General features: G+C 51.4%; 14 protein-coding genes and 1 rRNA gene. 9 read left to right on the top strand and 6 right to left on the bottom strand.

Annotated features, from left to right (window positions below):
- Positions 1–41 precede the first annotated feature (41 nt).
- Positions 42–713, top strand: coding sequence for a hypothetical protein (locus JYB84_RS01790; protein ID WP_207321746.1), 672 nt, complete (start codon positions 42–44; stop codon positions 711–713).
- A 59-nt stretch (positions 714–772) separates the two neighbouring features.
- Here JYB84_RS01790 and JYB84_RS01785 read toward each other — a convergent pair whose 3' ends face one another.
- Genes JYB84_RS01785 through JYB84_RS01775 form a run of 3 tightly spaced genes read right to left on the bottom strand, consistent with a single transcriptional unit; the run spans position 773 to position 4,221 of the window.
- Positions 773–1,501 (bottom strand): fumarate reductase iron-sulfur subunit, encoded by a 729-nt coding sequence (locus tag JYB84_RS01785; protein ID WP_207321745.1) that lies wholly within the window; start codon positions 1,499–1,501, stop codon positions 773–775.
- Entirely contained in the window at positions 1,498–3,528 is a 2,031-nt protein-coding gene (locus tag JYB84_RS01780; protein WP_207321744.1) for a fumarate reductase flavoprotein subunit, read from the bottom strand. Before JYB84_RS01780 ends, JYB84_RS01785 begins: the two co-directional genes overlap by 4 nt.
- Positions 3,529–3,549: 21 nt before the next feature.
- Entirely contained in the window at positions 3,550–4,221 is a 672-nt protein-coding gene (locus JYB84_RS01775) for a fumarate reductase cytochrome b subunit (RefSeq protein ID WP_207321743.1), read from the bottom strand.
- 294 nt (positions 4,222–4,515) lie between these two features.
- Here JYB84_RS01775 and prmA point away from each other — a divergent pair, with 294 nt between their 5' ends.
- The 8 genes from prmA to JYB84_RS01735 all read left to right on the top strand — a co-directional run bounded on the left by prmA (position 4,516) and on the right by JYB84_RS01735 (position 12,777).
- A complete protein-coding gene (gene prmA / locus JYB84_RS01770) occupies positions 4,516–5,403 on the top strand; it encodes a 50S ribosomal protein L11 methyltransferase (RefSeq protein WP_207321742.1) in 888 nt (295 codons plus the stop codon).
- Positions 5,404–5,549: 146 nt separating this feature from the next.
- A complete protein-coding gene (dusB, locus tag JYB84_RS01765; RefSeq protein WP_207321741.1) occupies positions 5,550–6,521 on the top strand; it encodes a tRNA dihydrouridine synthase DusB in 972 nt (323 codons plus the stop codon).
- A gap of 14 nt (positions 6,522–6,535) precedes the next feature.
- Complete coding sequence (gene fis / locus JYB84_RS01760; protein ID WP_025011339.1) at positions 6,536–6,841, top strand: DNA-binding transcriptional regulator Fis; 306 nt, start codon at positions 6,536–6,538, stop codon at positions 6,839–6,841.
- A 399-nt stretch (positions 6,842–7,240) separates the two neighbouring features.
- A complete protein-coding gene (locus tag JYB84_RS01755; RefSeq protein ID WP_207321740.1) occupies positions 7,241–8,338 on the top strand; it encodes a hypothetical protein in 1,098 nt (365 codons plus the stop codon).
- 967 nt (positions 8,339–9,305) lie between these two features.
- Positions 9,306–10,607, top strand: coding sequence for a DUF3644 domain-containing protein (locus JYB84_RS01750; protein WP_207321739.1), 1,302 nt, complete (start codon positions 9,306–9,308; stop codon positions 10,605–10,607).
- Between the two features lie 154 nt (positions 10,608–10,761).
- A complete protein-coding gene (locus JYB84_RS01745; protein ID WP_207321738.1) occupies positions 10,762–11,517 on the top strand; it encodes a hypothetical protein in 756 nt (251 codons plus the stop codon).
- A 24-nt stretch (positions 11,518–11,541) separates the two neighbouring features.
- Positions 11,542–12,240, top strand: coding sequence for a hypothetical protein (locus JYB84_RS01740; protein ID WP_207321737.1), 699 nt, complete (start codon positions 11,542–11,544; stop codon positions 12,238–12,240).
- 42 nt (positions 12,241–12,282) lie between these two features.
- Positions 12,283–12,777, top strand: a complete 495-nt coding sequence (locus JYB84_RS01735) for a hypothetical protein (protein ID WP_207321736.1) — start codon at positions 12,283–12,285, stop codon at positions 12,775–12,777.
- Positions 12,778–12,928: 151 nt separating this feature from the next.
- On the opposite strand, the gene JYB84_RS01730 is transcribed toward JYB84_RS01735, so the two are convergent.
- The 3 genes from JYB84_RS01730 to rrf form a co-directional block, all read right to left on the bottom strand.
- The gene (locus JYB84_RS01730) at positions 12,929–13,186 is read right to left on the bottom strand and encodes a hypothetical protein (RefSeq protein WP_207323063.1); all 258 of its coding nucleotides are present in this window, start codon (positions 13,184–13,186) and stop codon (positions 12,929–12,931) included.
- Between the two features lie 263 nt (positions 13,187–13,449).
- Positions 13,450–15,765 carry an immune inhibitor A domain-containing protein gene (locus JYB84_RS01725; protein ID WP_207321735.1) on the bottom strand — a complete coding sequence of 772 codons (2,316 nt, stop codon included), beginning with the start codon at positions 15,763–15,765 and terminating at the stop codon, positions 13,450–13,452.
- Between the two features lie 668 nt (positions 15,766–16,433).
- A 5S ribosomal RNA gene (rrf, locus tag JYB84_RS01720) occupies positions 16,434–16,549 on the bottom strand.
- Positions 16,550–16,570: the final 21 nt, after the last annotated feature.

Below are 16,570 nucleotides of genomic sequence, written 5' to 3'. Positions count from 1 at the left end.
ACGATCACTCAAAGAGCACACATGAAGCTCAAGGAGCACACATGAAGCATTTACTGGCGGCCATCATGGCTATTACGGCCCTTTCCGGCTGTGTATCAGCCATCCCCATCAAAGAACAAGTCCCCACCCCGGAATACGTACCGAGCAAATCCGTGATCGTTGCCGTGGTTGACGAAAGACCACAATTGGCGGAAGGCAAACCAGCCAACTTTATCGGCGTTGCCCATGGCGCCTTCGGCATCCCGGTCGATTGGCACGTACATCAGGTTTTGGCCACTGAAAAGACAGACAAAGAGCTGACCCTGGCCCAATGGTTGGAAAATCGCATAGTCAATGGCCTGAGCAGCAAGGGCTGGCAGGTCAAGGCCGTGCCCTTCAAGGCTCTGCCAACGCCGGTTGAAGCCAGCGACGTACTGAAGCAGAACCAGGCATCAGAACTGATGGTGCTGGTACTGAAAGACTGGTACTTCAGCATTAACCTCAACTGGGTGAGCGCCTTTAACTTCGATACCGACACCCACCTGCACGTATTTGAAGACGGTGCCGGCGAAGTGCTGTACAAGCAGATTAAAGAGCGTGACGTGATTGACGAGAAAGCCTCGGAATCGCCACAGAACAACGTGCTGCGCGCCTACCGCGATCAGCTGCAACAGATTTTTGCCGATCCCGAGCTGCGTGCCATCGCCATCGGCGAACAGGCGCCAAGGCTCTGATCCCAAGAAATAAAAAAGCCGGTGCATGCACCGGCTTTTTCATCTCTGCCAAACATCCACTACAGCAGGGTCGAGGCCATCTTGCGTCTCAGGTAGGCAATCTGCTGCATGTGCGGCAGATCCTTGGGGCAGTTGTCCTGACAGCCCAGCAGGGTCATGCAACCAAAGACCCCGTCCTGGTTGCCTATCACATGGTAAAAATCATCGGCGCTGCGGCTGTCGCGGCTGTCGAGCTCGAAGCGGGCAATCTTCATCATGCCCACGGCACCGACAAAGGTGTCGCGCATCTGCTTGGTGGCGCAGGCGGACACACAGACCCCACACTCGACACAGCGCTCCAGCTCATAGAGTTTGGCGGCCTCCTGGGGATCCATGGGATCTTCCAGTCTATGGATATCATGGTCACCGGCCTTGGGATGCAGCCACAGCTCCAGTCGCTCCGCCAGCTCACGCATAAACTTGCCTGTGTTAACCGACAGATCGCCAATCAACTCAAAGCCCGGCAAGGGCATCAGCCTGAAGCTGCCCTCGGGATATTTGGCGGTCAGGGTGCGACAGGCCAGGGTCGGCATGCCATTGATTACCATGGCACAGCTGCCGCAGATCCCGGCACGGCACACAAAATCAAACTGCAGCGAGGGATCCTGCTCCTGACGCAAACGGTTGAGGGCGATAAATACCGTCATGCCCGGGGTTTCTTCCAGTTCATAACGCGCCATTTTCGGGCTGTCGCCCTCATCCTGGGGGTCGTAACGGAAAATATCGAAACTTAAGATACGGCCAGTCATGAGTTGTCGTCTCCGGCTAAATTGGGTTCCACTGGGGGCGACAGCACACAGGCGGGCGCCAGTCTGTCGGCCAAACGTTCATTGGCGGGCATCAGCGCTGCCGGCAATTCAAAGGGCATCAGTGCCGCCTGGCGCTGTTCACGGCTGGCATTGGGCCCGAGGCCTTCCAGAATGCGTTCTATCTCGGCCAGCCGCAGCGGCGTGTCTGGATGGTGGATGGCATTGTCGGCGCCATAGCCGCGGTAACCCGGCGGCAGCTCCATCTGCATCACATCCAGCTTCTCGTAACTGAGCACCGGCATCAGGGCCTCGGCATCGGGCCAGGTGGCCAGGGTGCGGCTCAGCCAGTCCCTGTCATTGCGTTGGGGATAATCCTCCCGGGCATGGGCGCCGCGGCTTTCGGTGCGTGCCGCCGCGCCGCTGGCAACAGTGATGGCCACCTTGAGCATGCGCCGCACCCGCAGCGCTTCCACCAGCTCGGGATTGGCGTGGCGTTTCTTGCAGCTCACCCCCAGATCCCGTGAACGCTTGAGCAGCGCCTGCAACTCGGTCACCGCCTTGTCCAGCTCGGGGCCGTTACGGAAAATACCGACATAGTCCATCATGATGCGCTGCATTTCCTGCTTGAGATCCCAGGCCTTTTCCTGGCCGTTCCCCTCCAGCAGCTGATCGATTTCGGCGCGCACCTTGTCGACAAATTGCTGCGCCAATGCGGTATCCAGCACCAGGGGCTCGTCCTCGCAGAAGTCCGCCACATACTTGCCGATAATCATGCCGCCGACCACAGTCTCGGCCAGCGAATTGCCACCCAGGCGGTTGAAGCCGTGCATATCCCAACAGGCGGCCTCGCCGACACTGAACAGGCCCTTAAGCTGCGGACTCTGGCCCTGGGCCGTGGTGCGGATGCCGCCCATGGAATAGTGCTGGGTCGGCCGCACCGGGATCCAATCCTTGGCCGGATCTATGCCGAGGAAGTTTTCACAAATTTCCTTCACTTCCCGCAGGTTGGTCTCTATGTGCTCACGGCCCAGCAGGGTAATGTCGAGCCACAGATGGGGACCATAGGGGCTGTCGACGCCCTTGCCCTTGCGCATATGCTCGGTCATGCGCCGGGAGACCACGTCCCGGGATGCCAGCTCCTTCTTCTCCGGCTCATAGTCCGGCATAAAACGGTAGCCGTCCTTGTCCCTGAGCAGGCCGCCGTCACCGCGACAGCCCTCTGTGGTCAGAATGCCCACGGGCACTATGGCCGTGGGGTGAAATTGCACCGCCTCCATGTTGCCAAGGGCGGCAACTCCGGTCTCCAGCGCCAGCGCCTGCCCTATACCCTCACAGATCACCGCATTGGTGGAGACGGAGTAAATCCGGCCGTAGCCACCGGTGGCTATGGTGGTGGCCTTGGCGATATAGGCCCGCAATTCACCGGTGATAAGACAGCGGGCCACCACTCCGTGGCAGCGGCCACCGTCGTGGATCAGCGCCAGGGCTTCGACCCGTTCGTGTACCGGGATGTCGAGGGAGATGGCCTTGTTATCCATGGCATACAGCAGCGAATGGCCTGTGCCATCGGCGGTGTAGCAGGTGCGCCACTTCTTGGTGCCACCGAAATCCCGGGCATTGATCAGGCCATGGGCTTCCTCGGCCTCTTCCAAAGTAATGCGTTCGGCATTGACCACCACCTCCCGCGGCCCCTTGGTGACCCGGGTCCAGGGCACGCCCCAATGGGCCAGCTCGCGCACCGCCTTGGGGGCACAGTGGGCAAACATTCGCGCCACCTGCTGATCGCAGCCCCAGTCGGAGCCCTTCACCGTATCCTGAAAATGCACGTCCTCGTTGTCGCCCATGCCCTTGACCGTGTTGCCCAGACTCGCCTGCATGCCGCCCTGTGCGGCGGCGGAGTGGGAACGCTTAGCAGGAATGAGCGACAGCACCAGGGTGTCCAGCCCCCGCTGTTTGCAGGCTATGGCCACCCTGAGTCCGGCAAGACCGGCACCTATGACCAGCGAGTCGGTATAAATAATTTTCACAGTGACTCCTTAGGCAGCCGCTCAGGCCGGATTATGGGGAATAAAGGCCAACAGTGCCGCCAGGCCTATGATGACAAATACCAGACTGAACACTGTCTTGAGTGTCTTGAGCCGGCTGCGCCCGGCGCTTTCGGACACCAGGCCCCACTTGAGTGCCGCCCGGTACAGGCCGACGGCGGCATGCAGCTCCACCGTCAGCAACAGTGGCAGGTAAAAAAGGTAACCGTATTCGCCCCAGATGCGGCGGGCCGAGCCCACCGGCCCTATGGTTTCCGGCGCCGAGCCGATAAGCCACAGGTGAATCGGCAACAGCAGCAGGATCACCACACCTGTAATGGCCTGCCAGCGCCACAGGCGGGTGTCACCGTGATTGACTATCTGCATCTGGCTCGCCAGCGCCTTTTGCTGTTTGAGGTTCAAGGGGATCTTCTGAATGGCCACCACCACGTGCAGCAGCGCCAGCAGGGCTATGCCTATGGCTATCAGACTCACCACCCAGGGGTAACCGTGGCCGTCGGCACTGAGGAAACTCAGCTCCATGGTGCGGGCAACCCAGTCCATGGCTTCGGGACCGATAAGAATGGAGGACACCAGCAGCAGGTGGGTCCAGAGGAACAACGCCAATATCACCCCGGACAGGCTTTGGCCCAAATCCAGGTAGCCGCTCCAGCGGCTTGCCGTCTTGTTGGTCATGACTTGCTTCCTTGAGAGGCCGGTTGGCCGGCGCTTTTTATATAGGATACTGGCCTAATGTCGCTCAGATGCCAGCGACATACTGTGAAGAAGATCAAGGCAATGGATAATAGTTCACCATACGCTTAAGCAAAATTTTTCCGGCCCGATAGTGGTCTGCCGCCCTGGCGCCCCAATCAGCCTGTGTCAAGCGCGGGCAAACGCGCTACAATGCCGCCCAAATAAGCGTCCATACTTCTTGTTTGCACACTTTTCGTTTTTACACCTTTAGTCTTTAAATAAGCAGGAATCACCATGCCCTGGATCCAATTACGCGTTCACAGCAACAGCGAACACGCCGAAGCCATCAGCGATCTGCTGCTGGAGGAAGGTTCGGTTTCGATCACCTTCGAAGACGGCAAAGACACCCCCATCTTCGAACCCAAGCTGGGTGAAACCCCGCTGTGGGCCGATACCGTGGTGGTCGCCCTGTTTGATGCCGGCACGGATCTGATGCCCACGGTCGAGCTGCTCAAGGCCCAGCCCTTCTGTGGCCCGGACATGCAATTCAAGATAGAACAGATTGAAGACAAGGACTGGGTACGCGAGTGGATGGACAGCTTCCACCCCATTCAGTTTGGCGAGCGGCTGTGGATCTGCCCCAGCTGGCGTGAAATCCCCGACCCAGAGGCGGTGAACGTGATCCTGGATCCCGGTCTGGCCTTTGGCACCGGCACCCACCCCACCACGGCCCTGTGCCTGGAATGGCTCGACAGCCTGGATCTCAGTGGCAAGGAAGTCATAGATTTCGGTTGTGGCTCCGGCATTCTGGCGGTGGCCGCCCTTAAGCTCGGCGCTGCCAAGGCCACCGGGATCGACATTGATTACCAGGCCATAGATGCTTCCCGTGACAATGCCGAGCGCAACGGCGTCGCCGACCGTCTGGCGCTGTACCTGCCGGAAGACCAACCCAAGGGCCTCAAGGCCGAGGTACTGGTGGCCAATATCCTCGCCGGCCCACTGCGGGAACTGGCGCCGCTTATTCAAGATCTGGTGGCTCCGGGTGGCCTGCTGGCACTCTCCGGTCTGCTGGCCGAACAGGCCGACGAAATCAGCGCCTGTTACGCCCAGTGGTTTGACATGGATCCCGTAGCGCACAAAGACGAATGGTGTCGCTTGACAGGACGCCGCAAAACCTTGTAATAGGCCCACGACCCGCATGGGCACTGAAAACCCGGGTCGCAAAAGTCAAGAAAAAAAGTTTCGCTCAGGTCATTTATTGACCTTTTCAGCGCTGACAAAAAGACGTACTATAGCGCCCCTTTGAAGCGCTGGGTGAAACGACAAAAATGCAAATTGGCCCCTATCAACTGACCAATCAGCTGATCGTGGCACCAATGGCAGGTGTCACGGATCAAGCCTTCCGCAATCTCTGCCTGCGCTATGGTGCCGCCATGGCCGTGTCAGAGATGCTGTCCTGCAACCCGGAGCTCTGGGACACGGACAAAAGCCGCCAACGCATGGCACATTCGGGAGAGGAAGGCATACGCTCAGTGCAGATTGCCGGCGCAGATCCCGAACAGATGGCCTGGGCCGCCCGCTTCAACGTGGAGCAAGGCGCCCAAATCATCGACATCAACATGGGTTGTCCGGCAAAAAAGGTGAATAAAAAGCAGGCGGGCTCGGCCCTGATGCAATACCCGGAACTGGTGGAGTCCATCCTCAAGGCCGTGGTAAGCGCAGTGGACGTACCGGTCACGCTGAAGATTCGCACGGGGTGGGAACCGGAACACAGGAACGGTGTTCAAATCGCCCGGATAGCAGAAGATTGTGGCATAGCCTCGTTGGCCGTTCACGGCCGTACCCGGCAATGCATGTACAAAGGCGACGCCGAGTACGACACCATCCGCGCCATCAAACAGAGTGTCTCGATTCCTGTTGTCGCCAACGGGGACATCGTCAGTCCGGAAAAGGCACGTCATGTGCTCGATTACACCGGTGCCGATGCCCTGATGATAGGACGGGGTGCCCAGGGAAGGCCTTGGATTTTCAGGGAAATCCAGCATTTTCTGAACACGGGTCACCGGCTCGAACCGGTGGGGATGGATGAAAAGCGTCTGGTGATGCTGGAACATCTCACCAAAATATATGATTTGTATGGCGAATTTAAGGGTGTTCGCTTCGCCAGAAAACATATCGGCTGGTACCTGGACCAGGACGAACAGCGCGAATTCCGCAGTGAATTCAATACATTGGAATCCGCTGCCGAGCAACGTTCCGCCGTGGAACGTTATTTCGATGAATTAGTAAAGTATCAATAAAGAGCAGAATACGAATGTTTGATCAGACAACTCACACTGAAGCTCATCAGCTTACCGTAGGCAAAATCGAAACCGCAAACGGCACCATCAAGCCGCAACTGCTGCGTGACGCAGTGAAGCGCGCCGTCAGCAACTTCTTCGCCCAGTTGGACGGTCAGGAAGCCCAGGAAGTTTACGAAATGGTGCTTTGCGAAGTTGAAGCCCCTCTGCTTGATATCATCATGCAACACACCCGCGGTAACCAAACCCGCGCTGCCAACATGCTCGGCATCAACCGCGGCACCCTGCGCAAGAAGCTGAAAAAATATGGCATGAACTGATAACCATCGGTTCCTAGCTTGATAAAAAGGCCAGTCTCCGGACTGGCCTTTTTGCGTTTTGGCCACCGAGGGCATATCTTCCAATGTCGCGATAACTCGCTGGCTTTCATTTTCATAACCCAGCCTGCAGTCTGGCCCGGTCTTTCGGTAGCAGCCGTTATCTCTTTCTATTAGCTGCGGATAATTTTTTATCACACGCTAGCGTTCATTGCCTCTTACTCAAATAACGCAGCAAGAATAATGCTTTAGCCATCTTTAATAACATAGTAAATTTGGCGACTACAATCACAGCTAAAATGCTTGGGCTCCGAACAACTTGAGCAAAGAGCTAAAAAACACTCTCCCGGCAGACAGAGAGACTGTCTTTTTATCCTGCCGATAACCAAACAAGGGATTGATATGAAACTGCTGATTTCCACTCTATGTGCCATTTTACTGTTCGGCTGCCAGTCGACCTCCCCCTTGCCCAAAGGCTTCCAGGGTGCCACAGCATCACTTGATGACAGCTTCAGTCACCTGTCCCACCACTCCGGCCATTTTTTTGTTGCGTCCAAAATTGACGGCAAACCCATGGTAAACAGTGCTGAATTCTCCGAATCTTCAAGTTTCAACCAAGGTCATTTGGTGGTGCGAGGCATATCAAGGCCGCTTGAGGCAGGCAAAAACTATCAGCTAACCCTCATAGGTAGAACTGCACACAGCGCACCTATTGTGGGGGTATTTGCCGATTCTTTTTATGTATCGGGTGACGTGAGCTTTACGCCGAAAGCCAACGAGTTTTACACGGTCGTTGGTACCTTGGGTGAGGATAACAGCCAGATATGGATAGAAGATCTTCACGGCAACCGGGTAACAGATGTGATAGATAAATCCGGTAAATCCACCCGAACGCTAACAGAGCCAGCCGCCCCAGCCCCAGCCAAGGATAAGAAGGCGCTGTTTACCACCATCCGCGGTGGTGAATCGACAGCACAGGTCATCAAAAAACTTGGCGAACCGGCCTCGATTGACGTGAATGAAGCGAATATTTTCTCAAACAGGCAGACCAAGGTGATATACCACTATCCCGAACTTGGCCTGATCCAATTTGAAGCCACAAAAAGCAAAAAAAACTGGTATGCAAACAGCGTTATCAAGGTTGAAGTTGCGCTGCAGGGCAAAGAGGATATTGCCAAGTTGAGCAATGACCTCGATGGCATGGGCGCCGCAGAAATCCGAGATATGGCCAGAGCCTTTGCCCAACAATCTGAGGTATCCAACGAACTCCTGGACAGCTTTACCCAAAAAGTATGGGACGAGCGCAACACCACAGATGCACAGATGATTGACGCCGTAGCTTGGCTTTGTACCGTGGTTGGCAACAGTGGCAATTTGCGTTATGAGCAGGCGCTCAATGAAATTGCGACTGACACCCAATCCCCAAAACTTAAGAAATACGCAGTGAAAGCGAAAAGCAAGCTGACTAAGGTCGGCATGGGCTTTGAGTTACAGCGCTAAGAAGTAGAAGGCCAGTCTCCGGACTGGCCTTCTTGCGTTTGGGCTTTCCTCCATTGATGTGATAACCCGCAGCCTTCCTCCGCATATCCTACCGGCTATCAGCGCTTTTCCCGCCACGACAGCAGCTTATGGCTTTCGTTTGGCGAGCTATTGCCCAGAGTGAATTTTTATCGTACGCTCGTGCCAGTTACTTCTTATTGAAATAACACAGTAAAAATAATGCTTTAGCCATAGCTAAATTGCCTATGGTTAGGGCCACAGGGATGAAACGGCGTTGGCCGTGGGCAATGGAAATGCGTTCTCTTCTCTCCTTACCCCAGAATGATTCCCTGATGGCCCAGATGATTGCCCGATGGCCTCGGCAGTTGCCTGCTTGCTGTTTGCCTCAGCTACTGCATTGTAATAAATGCGATTTCCGGCACAGCTGTCTCTGCAATTTTTATGTTGTTATTTATAGGCTTGGTGGATTTTAGGGAAGGATACGCCCGTAAGTATGGGGCGGTAGCGTGGCAGGAGCTTGTGCAGGCTTCGCCTGCTGCGACGGGGCCAAGCTCCGCTTGGCAAAGGTCGTGGGTTTCCGACCCACACCCGGGGAAAGGGGGCAGTTTCGACTTGCCCCCTTGTCCGATCCCCCAGCGACCCGCAACGAAGCGGAAAGCCCCTCGGGTTTATGGTGCAAATTTGGCTAACGCGTCAGACGCTCATCCCTGATTCGACTGACGCTGCTTCCGCATCCATGCCTCGCCACGCCATTTGCACCAACACCTTCGGCCGCTTCAAGCGGGCTGGGCATTCTGTAACCCTGTACTTTGGGGCTGCTCGCTAGAATTATCTCGAAAGCGTTAAGTATATGGATATTTACCTCTTAATTTGATATTCCAAGATTATATTCAGTAACGAATTTAATGAATAAACGTCGAAATAATCTCTGCACGATAACAAAACACTTGAACACAGGAAGGTTTGCATGAGAATTAAAAAATCACAACGTTCATTATTAGAGTTGCTAAAGACATCTGAGTCTATGAAAATGAAAGTGACTCTCGATGAAATTCTTGAGGCTGCGGGTTGGATGCCATCTACTTTTCAAACATACTGGAAAAAAGGACAGTTATCCCCTTTTCTAAGCGCTTTCACGGATGAAGGGCCATTCGACGTTTCTAATACAATTAACTTATCGGTTGTAGAGTTTGTAAAAAAGCTTTCTCAAGCAAAACATATACAAGAACTAGGTCATAATTGTGCTTCAAAGCTTGCAAAAGCCCTATTAAAAAGATCTAGAGAAAACATGATCTTGGCTTTAGAATTATATAATAGACCATCATTAGAGAATCGTCTGGATAGTTTTATTCTTTGTTTTTGTACTTCTTGGGAGCAATTGTTAAAGAGTATTATTATTGAGCGCTACGGAGAGGATTCAATATTTGACAAAGATTCAAAAATCAAATATGGAAAAACAATTTCACTTAGAAACTGTTTGAACAAGATTTATGGTGAAAACTTATCTATAAGAGTTAATATTGAAAAAATCGCAAATTATAGAGATTGTGCTGCGCACCTTTTGATGCCAGAGACCCAAGGGTTACTTTCCAGGCTGTTTCAATCTGGAGTAATGAATTATGCATCAGAATTTGAGGATTTTTCAGAGCTGCCTTTTTTGTCCCCAAATCAATCAGGCCTGTTAACTTTAACTGGTGATATTTCAAAGCCAAATTTAATGCAATTGAAGCAAGACTACGGGATTAACATTGGGTCAGACGTAGCTCAATTAATAGAAGAATTAGAAACAGACATAGAAAAGTATAACGATGCATCTTTTGCCATACCACTCCCTATTAAATTAGTGTTTGCTAAAGATGATATGGATGGTCACCCAATTATTCTGTCTCATGTTGGAGAGGGTATTGAGGGGCTAAAAAATGCTGTCATTATTGAGAAGCCAATTGATCGAGAAAAAACTCACCCGCATAAAGAGACTGAGGCAGTATTAGCCATAAATAGAATAATAAAATCTCAATGCAGTGTAAATGCTCTTTCCTTGTTGTTTGTAGCAACAGAAAAGAGATCTGGAACTCCCTGCTTTTCGTCTTATGACTTTCGGCTAATAGTAGCTAAATTGAATTGGAAGGATACAAACAACGAGTGGCATTATAAAAATATTGACCCAGAGTATCATCGATACTCAGAGAAAGCGATTACTGAAATTGCAGATATGATATTAAAAAGACAGCTGGTTATCTCTGACATTAGAAACAGTTCAAAAAAATGAATTATTAAATGTTATATAAATCTGCCATCGCTCACCCAAGCTCTAGTCAAAGCTTGTCATGATACCGGTCACCAGCTTTTTTAAAATAGCTATAACAGTAACTAAAGCTTAATGTGACACAGCTATATTTTTACCTTTATATTTTGGAGAATATGTGGAAAATAATAACAAGAAAGATTTCAGTAACTATCTTGCTGATTCGAGCACACTAATATCATTCGCCCTTGCCTTTATAGCATTGATAGTACCTACATTTAGAGGTGATGACTTTTTTAAAAGACTTATAAGTTTTGATATTGATGGATTAATGATATATCAATCAATTTTAGTAATTCTCTCATCGACTTGTGCTTTTGTTATCTTTTACACAATCAACAGATTGCTATCCGTATCAAAAGTACGTAGCAAGCTCAAAAAATATGGATACTATACACTGACACTTCTGGCTATAAGTTCAATGTCATTCTGCTTACGAGAAGTCTACGCTCCGTCCAATTCTATGAGCAGTTTGTTTTTAAATGAAGATGGCCGCATAATATACAGCAAAATACAAACGGAGGCTGGTGTTGAGTTTGAGGTTATCTCCTGCAATGGTTCAGGCTCTCAAGTTACGTGTGAAATTCAACTTAGAAACATTTCAGATGAAGACGTTGAAATATATGGATTGAAAAACTCGATTGCATATAATGAAAACAACATAAAGTCATCCATTGAAAGAGTTACTTTGGAAAACAACAAGCTTTCAAATTCAACATTTTTAATGACAAAGCTGTCAACTTCCAATGTAAAACTGTTTTTCAGTTTTGATACAGCTGCAATCTCAAAATCAATTAAGAAGCTAACTCTACCACTCAATTACACAGCGAATGATAGAAAAGTAATCTTTAGAAATGTTGACATTCAACGATAACTGAAGGCATTAGGCTTTTAACACATGAACATAGATTTAATTATTAACTTATTTAAAGATGGCTATTTTTGGCTAGCGATACTTGCATTTGTCATTCCCGTTATCAGCTCTTTAAAGCACATTGTCGAGTTCTACGATTCCAGTAAGAAACTAAGAAGCGCCTCTATAACCGCGGCTCTTGCCGATCCCAATGTTACCGATGAGCTGAAGGAGCATTTAAGGGATGAAGCCAATCTTGAGCATTTCAGGATCATTCACGGTGTCAGGCTCAGCACACCAATGCTGAATGCGGCAATGGTGTTGAAAGCACGTGTCGGAGCCCAGGTGCAGTTTAGGCATGTGTTGAATGTCATCAAAATATCGCCTGACATTGACGATATCGACTCCCTCGCCTTTCGAGTAAAACTTAGTTGGTTTGATAAATGGAGCGGTTGGTACAACCTTATTTTAGGTTTTTCGTTGGCTTTGCTTGGGATACCTCTGACCATGCTGGCGCTTTACTCAATTATTGCCAACTTCAATGCAGGACTTCTGCTAATAGGGCTGTTTTGCCTCGTTATGGGTTTGTATATGGCCAAAGACGGTATCGTGGTTATCTCTGTGCGCCATGTGAACAACGCTCTCGTCGATTATGAGTTGGCACATGCAAACATCAAAAGTCGCAGTTCCGCTGTAACTGGTTACTGCTCTCCTGACACGGAGACCGCCACAGGTATGGCTTAAATGCCTGTAGCAACAAGCTCTCACCCCAAAAGGAAATTAACTGTGAATGGATTCGTAAAAGTCTTGTTTGTTGCTGCCGTGGCTTATGGTGGCTATGACCAGTACCAAAAGCACTATGCGGTGAAGCCCAAGTCCGAGGTGGCTTGGCAGAGCTTTTCCCTGGACAGCGTGGACGTCAATGTGATGTTTCCGAAAAATCCGAGGATAGAGCGGCATAATGTGGATGGGCTGGATGTTGAATGGCAAGGAGTGCGTTTTGGCTCGGCCGATTACAGCCTTGTCGTGACGCATAACCTGGATTTCAACATCGATGATGCCTATCCCCATGCTTTGACCAATAAAGGGGCCAAGCTGGTCAGCAAGACCAATGTGATGGTCGACGGTCACTATGGCTATGAGTTTAAAATGGACTTTGGCCAGCGTCAGATCACCCAGAGAATGATCGACTTCTACGATGTCTTGGTCACCCAAACCGCCATTTATCCGGAAGCCGACAGCGATGATGCCGCCAGGTTTCTCGACTCTCTGGCGCTGTGACAATTCAACATAAGTTCCTCAGCAAGTGCGGCATCATTGGCTTCGGGCTTCTTGCTCTCATAGCATGACCCAACAATCTCGCTTAAGGGCTTCGACTTTACCTGGCGAGCAACCTGTTGCGCCTATGTGGACAAACGGCTGATAAGCATGATTATAAAGCGTCCCGGGGCTTGTCTTGGCTCTGTCTCGCCCTCTCTTCCCTTCTGACCAGGACAAAGGTCAGGTACATCTTGGTGGGCAGTGACAGGGCCATGCCGATGGCGACGCACAGGGCGCTGATGATAATGCCGGTGACGCCGAGCTGCGCTATGGCTTCGCTGAAGTTGTGCAGATAGATACCCAGCAGGATAAGCGCTATTCCCAGCAGCATTATCGCCTTGAGCAGCCGAATAAGCCTGCTGTCCTCCACGGTCGCCATATTTACTCTCCCCTGCAATACCCTCTACAGTTGCGCCACTGTGCCAGCTAATCGCAGTAGCGATTCCCACCCGCGATTCTCAACAACCATTCACATTAGCCTAGCGACATTGGGATATGCTGCGCTGATCTGGATCAGCCAATTGGCCTACTTACCCGTTAATGACGGCTCTGTTATGAAACAAAAATGCCGGTCAGTGAACCCGGCCGGCATTTTTAATACAGCTTGAGCACCGGCATAACGCCGGCGAGGGCTTATTTGTAAATCAGGATCTGACCCACTGACTTGTCGTCGCTTTGGCTCACCACGCGGATTTTCAGACCGTAGTTGGGCACATTGCGGCCGGCATCAGGAATGTCGTTGCTGATAAAGGAATTGCTGTCATCGAACACGGCATTACGCTTGGTAAAGTTGTCATGCAGCATCAGGTCATAGGCCTTCAAATCCAGTGACAGCTTGGTTGACTTGTCTATGCCAAAAGCCGCATCGTGGATTTGGTAGCGGGTTGAGGCCACGTCTGTGCCATTCCAAAGGTTGGTATGACGATCGGCATCAACCACCCCCAGGAAGCCATCACCTGGATGTTCACCAACCCAGTTATTGTCAAAGGAAGGATCGACATACCAGACCACCAAGCCTTCGTTGAACTCCATCAGTTGACCGGCTACGTTGATATGCTTGAGTCCCTTATCAACACCCTGGTGATTGCGCCACTCCACCAGATAGTAGTGTGGGGTGCTTGTTTTACCCATGTCCTTGGCAAATCCGGCAAGAGCAAACAAGCCATTTCCTTCAACATCATCTGTGGCCACATTGGCATCTACCGCAACACGGATATCATCGATATACAGACCTGGATTGGCGACATAGCCATCGCTCCAGTAGTACATCATCAGATACACCTGCTGACCGGCATAGGCAGATAAGTCAAAGCTGGCATCAACCCAACCGTTAGACTGACCCGTGATGCCATTGCCAAAGTTTTGGCCATTGGGGTTGGCAGTGGTGGTGATGTTACCGGCCACGGTTTCGCTGGTGCCTGTAGCAGGGTTATATACCATCACATAGCCGTAATCCCACTCAGCTTCGATATCGTACCAAGCTTTGAAGCTGACGCTGGCACTGCTTGCTGCAGTCAGGTCCAATGGCATATACATTTGATTGCGCAGGTTGTTGCCTGAGCCGCCATGGTAAGCGTATTGGCCGCTGGTTGGCGTAGCGATGATCTTTTCCTTGTTGGGCAGGTCGATGCGGATAGCGTCATTATTGGTGCCCTTGGAGGCGGCTTGATCCAGCAGACCTGTGATCCCCCCCTCAGGGATATCATTGAAATGAATGGTACTGCCGGAAAGCCAGTTCAGCCCCCATCTGTGGGACAGAAACTCCTTGGACCAGGCACTGAAACCTGTGGGCTCTGTGCCACCGAGAACGCCTGCCCAGCTGCCGCTGGACATGATGGACCAGGAAGATACAGGTTCACCGCGGCCTGTATACTGGGTGTCGTATTCATCGGGCAGACCCAGGTCATGGCCGTATTCATGGGCAAATACGCCAACCGCACCATCAGCAGGCTGAACTGTATAGTCGAAGGCACCCATCACACCGCCCCAGTAAGGCACTGGGGTTGAGGTACCGGGGATGCCAAACACGCCACCCAGGTTCCAACGATGAGACCAGATGGCATCTTCACCCAACTGACCACCGCCGGCCTCTTCGCCCACGCTGGAGTGGATAACCATGACGTGGTCGACCAGACCATCCGGTTCCCAGACATTACCGTCGCCATCGAGGTCATAACGGTCTTCAACGTCAAACTGTGACAAATCCACGGTAGGGTCAGCAGCCGCAGCAGCCAGTGCCTCACGCACCAGAGCACGGATATTGCCTGACTCATTACCGCCATAATAGGCCGCATTGTGCTGTGCCATGTACCAACCGGCAACGTGACCCTCAACGGAATAACTGGTACCCGACTGAGCTTCGTAATATTGCTTCATGGAAATGAAGTTCTGGCCCGCAGGACCGGTCCAGCCATTCTCACCGAACATCAGTTCGCTGTAGTGCGCAGGAGTGTAGTCGGCATAGTACATGCCTGTTTCACCCGGCTGAATGCTGTTATGGGGAAAATCCGGGAATTCCATCAGGACAGCCAGAATTTTCGCGGTACGCTGCTCGCCACTATAATTTTCCAACGCCATGGGGGCAGGTTTGTTTTGCTTTCCAATCCCCAGTTTGTTGCCACCGCCGTTTTGTAAGGCACCTTCAAAGTGATTGCTGGTGCCAAGGCCGAACTGCTTGATCGCCTCGTCAGACACGGCACCGCTTCGTGCCCGTTCTTGTTGCTGACGTTCACGCAGGTAACTTGTTAATGCCTGCTCGGCTTCGTTTAACGTGGCATTTTGAGCAATCTTGCCGGACTGCTTTAACATCTCAATGAGCTTGTGTTCATCAGCAATGGCCATATCGAAGCCACTTTGCTGATGCAGTTCTGGTTTGTCTGCTGCTAAAGCCTGAAAACCTATACAGGCGCTGGTAGCAACCGATATAGCAATAAGTGATTTACGGATCATTATTCCTCCGAATCCTGTTGTTATCGTTCCTTCAAATAGTGCACAGCCTTGCCCCTGGAACGGGCAAGCGACGACTATTGATCACATAAAACACAAAATCAACACAAAGATGTAACAAATATATTGCCGAAAGGGAGAGTGGAAAAATAGAAGGAGTGCAGTACATCCATATTGGCGAGTTTTATGCTGGTATCCAGTGTGAAGATACGACTAGAAGGCTTTCATCCCATCACACATTCGGCCCGCTAGCCTGTCGTCAAGAGGGTGCCAATGGATGTTTCTGATGCGTATAGCTACGGTATTGCAGGTTACCAGCTCGCTGCCAGCTAACTAATGGGCGCTGTGGGACCTTGTGTCCTGTGGTTTCCCATCAGGGAAGACCAAGGGTCAGTACCTTACGAAACGACCAAAGCAAAAATGCCACCCGCTTGGGTGGCCTTTTCGTCTTATTAGGCGTCTGGCGATGGCCAGCTTCGAGCAAGCTCTCCGCGTTCAGCTGTCGCACCAAACTTCGTTTGGTAAGCGCAACAGCTTCACCCTACTATCACATGGTAAGGATGCATGCTTTGCATGCACTGAGTCATTCCCCATGTGAGCGCAGACTTTCACAGGCTGATAAATGAAAAAATCCCCAACACTAAGTGCTGGGGATTTTTCATTTATTAGGCGTCTGGCGATGACCTACTCTCACATGGGGAGACCCCACACTACCATCGGCGCGATTGCGTTTCACTTCTGAGTTCGGAATGGGATCAGGTGGGACCACAATGCTATTGTCACCAGACAAAATTGGTAATTTGGAAAG

Origin of the sequence: Shewanella cyperi (assembly GCF_017354985.1) — a bacterium.
Taxonomy (GTDB): Bacteria; Pseudomonadota; Gammaproteobacteria; order Enterobacterales; family Shewanellaceae; genus Shewanella; species Shewanella cyperi.
Note: the sequence above shows the minus strand (reverse complement) of the source record. Positions and strands in the feature narration are given on the sequence as shown.

Bases quoted from the DNA above. Each gene is read 5' to 3' on its own strand.
- prmA (WP_207321742.1), top strand. From the start codon at position 4,516: ATGCCCTGGATCCAATTACGCGTTCACAGCAACAGCGAACACGCCGAA.
- JYB84_RS01785 (WP_207321745.1), bottom strand. From the start codon at position 1,501: ATGACTGGCCGTATCTTAAGTTTCGATATTTTCCGTTACGACCCCCAG.
- dusB (WP_207321741.1), top strand. From the start codon at position 5,550: ATGCAAATTGGCCCCTATCAACTGACCAATCAGCTGATCGTGGCACCA.
- JYB84_RS01740 (WP_207321737.1), top strand. From the start codon at position 11,542: ATGAACATAGATTTAATTATTAACTTATTTAAAGATGGCTATTTTTGG.
- JYB84_RS01790 (WP_207321746.1), top strand. From the start codon at position 42: ATGAAGCATTTACTGGCGGCCATCATGGCTATTACGGCCCTTTCCGGC.
- JYB84_RS01775 (WP_207321743.1), bottom strand. From the start codon at position 4,221: ATGACCAACAAGACGGCAAGCCGCTGGAGCGGCTACCTGGATTTGGGC.
- fis (WP_025011339.1), top strand. From the start codon at position 6,536: ATGTTTGATCAGACAACTCACACTGAAGCTCATCAGCTTACCGTAGGC.
- JYB84_RS01750 (WP_207321739.1), top strand. From the start codon at position 9,306: ATGAGAATTAAAAAATCACAACGTTCATTATTAGAGTTGCTAAAGACA.
- JYB84_RS01725 (WP_207321735.1), bottom strand. From the start codon at position 15,765: ATGATCCGTAAATCACTTATTGCTATATCGGTTGCTACCAGCGCCTGT.
- JYB84_RS01755 (WP_207321740.1), top strand. From the start codon at position 7,241: ATGAAACTGCTGATTTCCACTCTATGTGCCATTTTACTGTTCGGCTGC.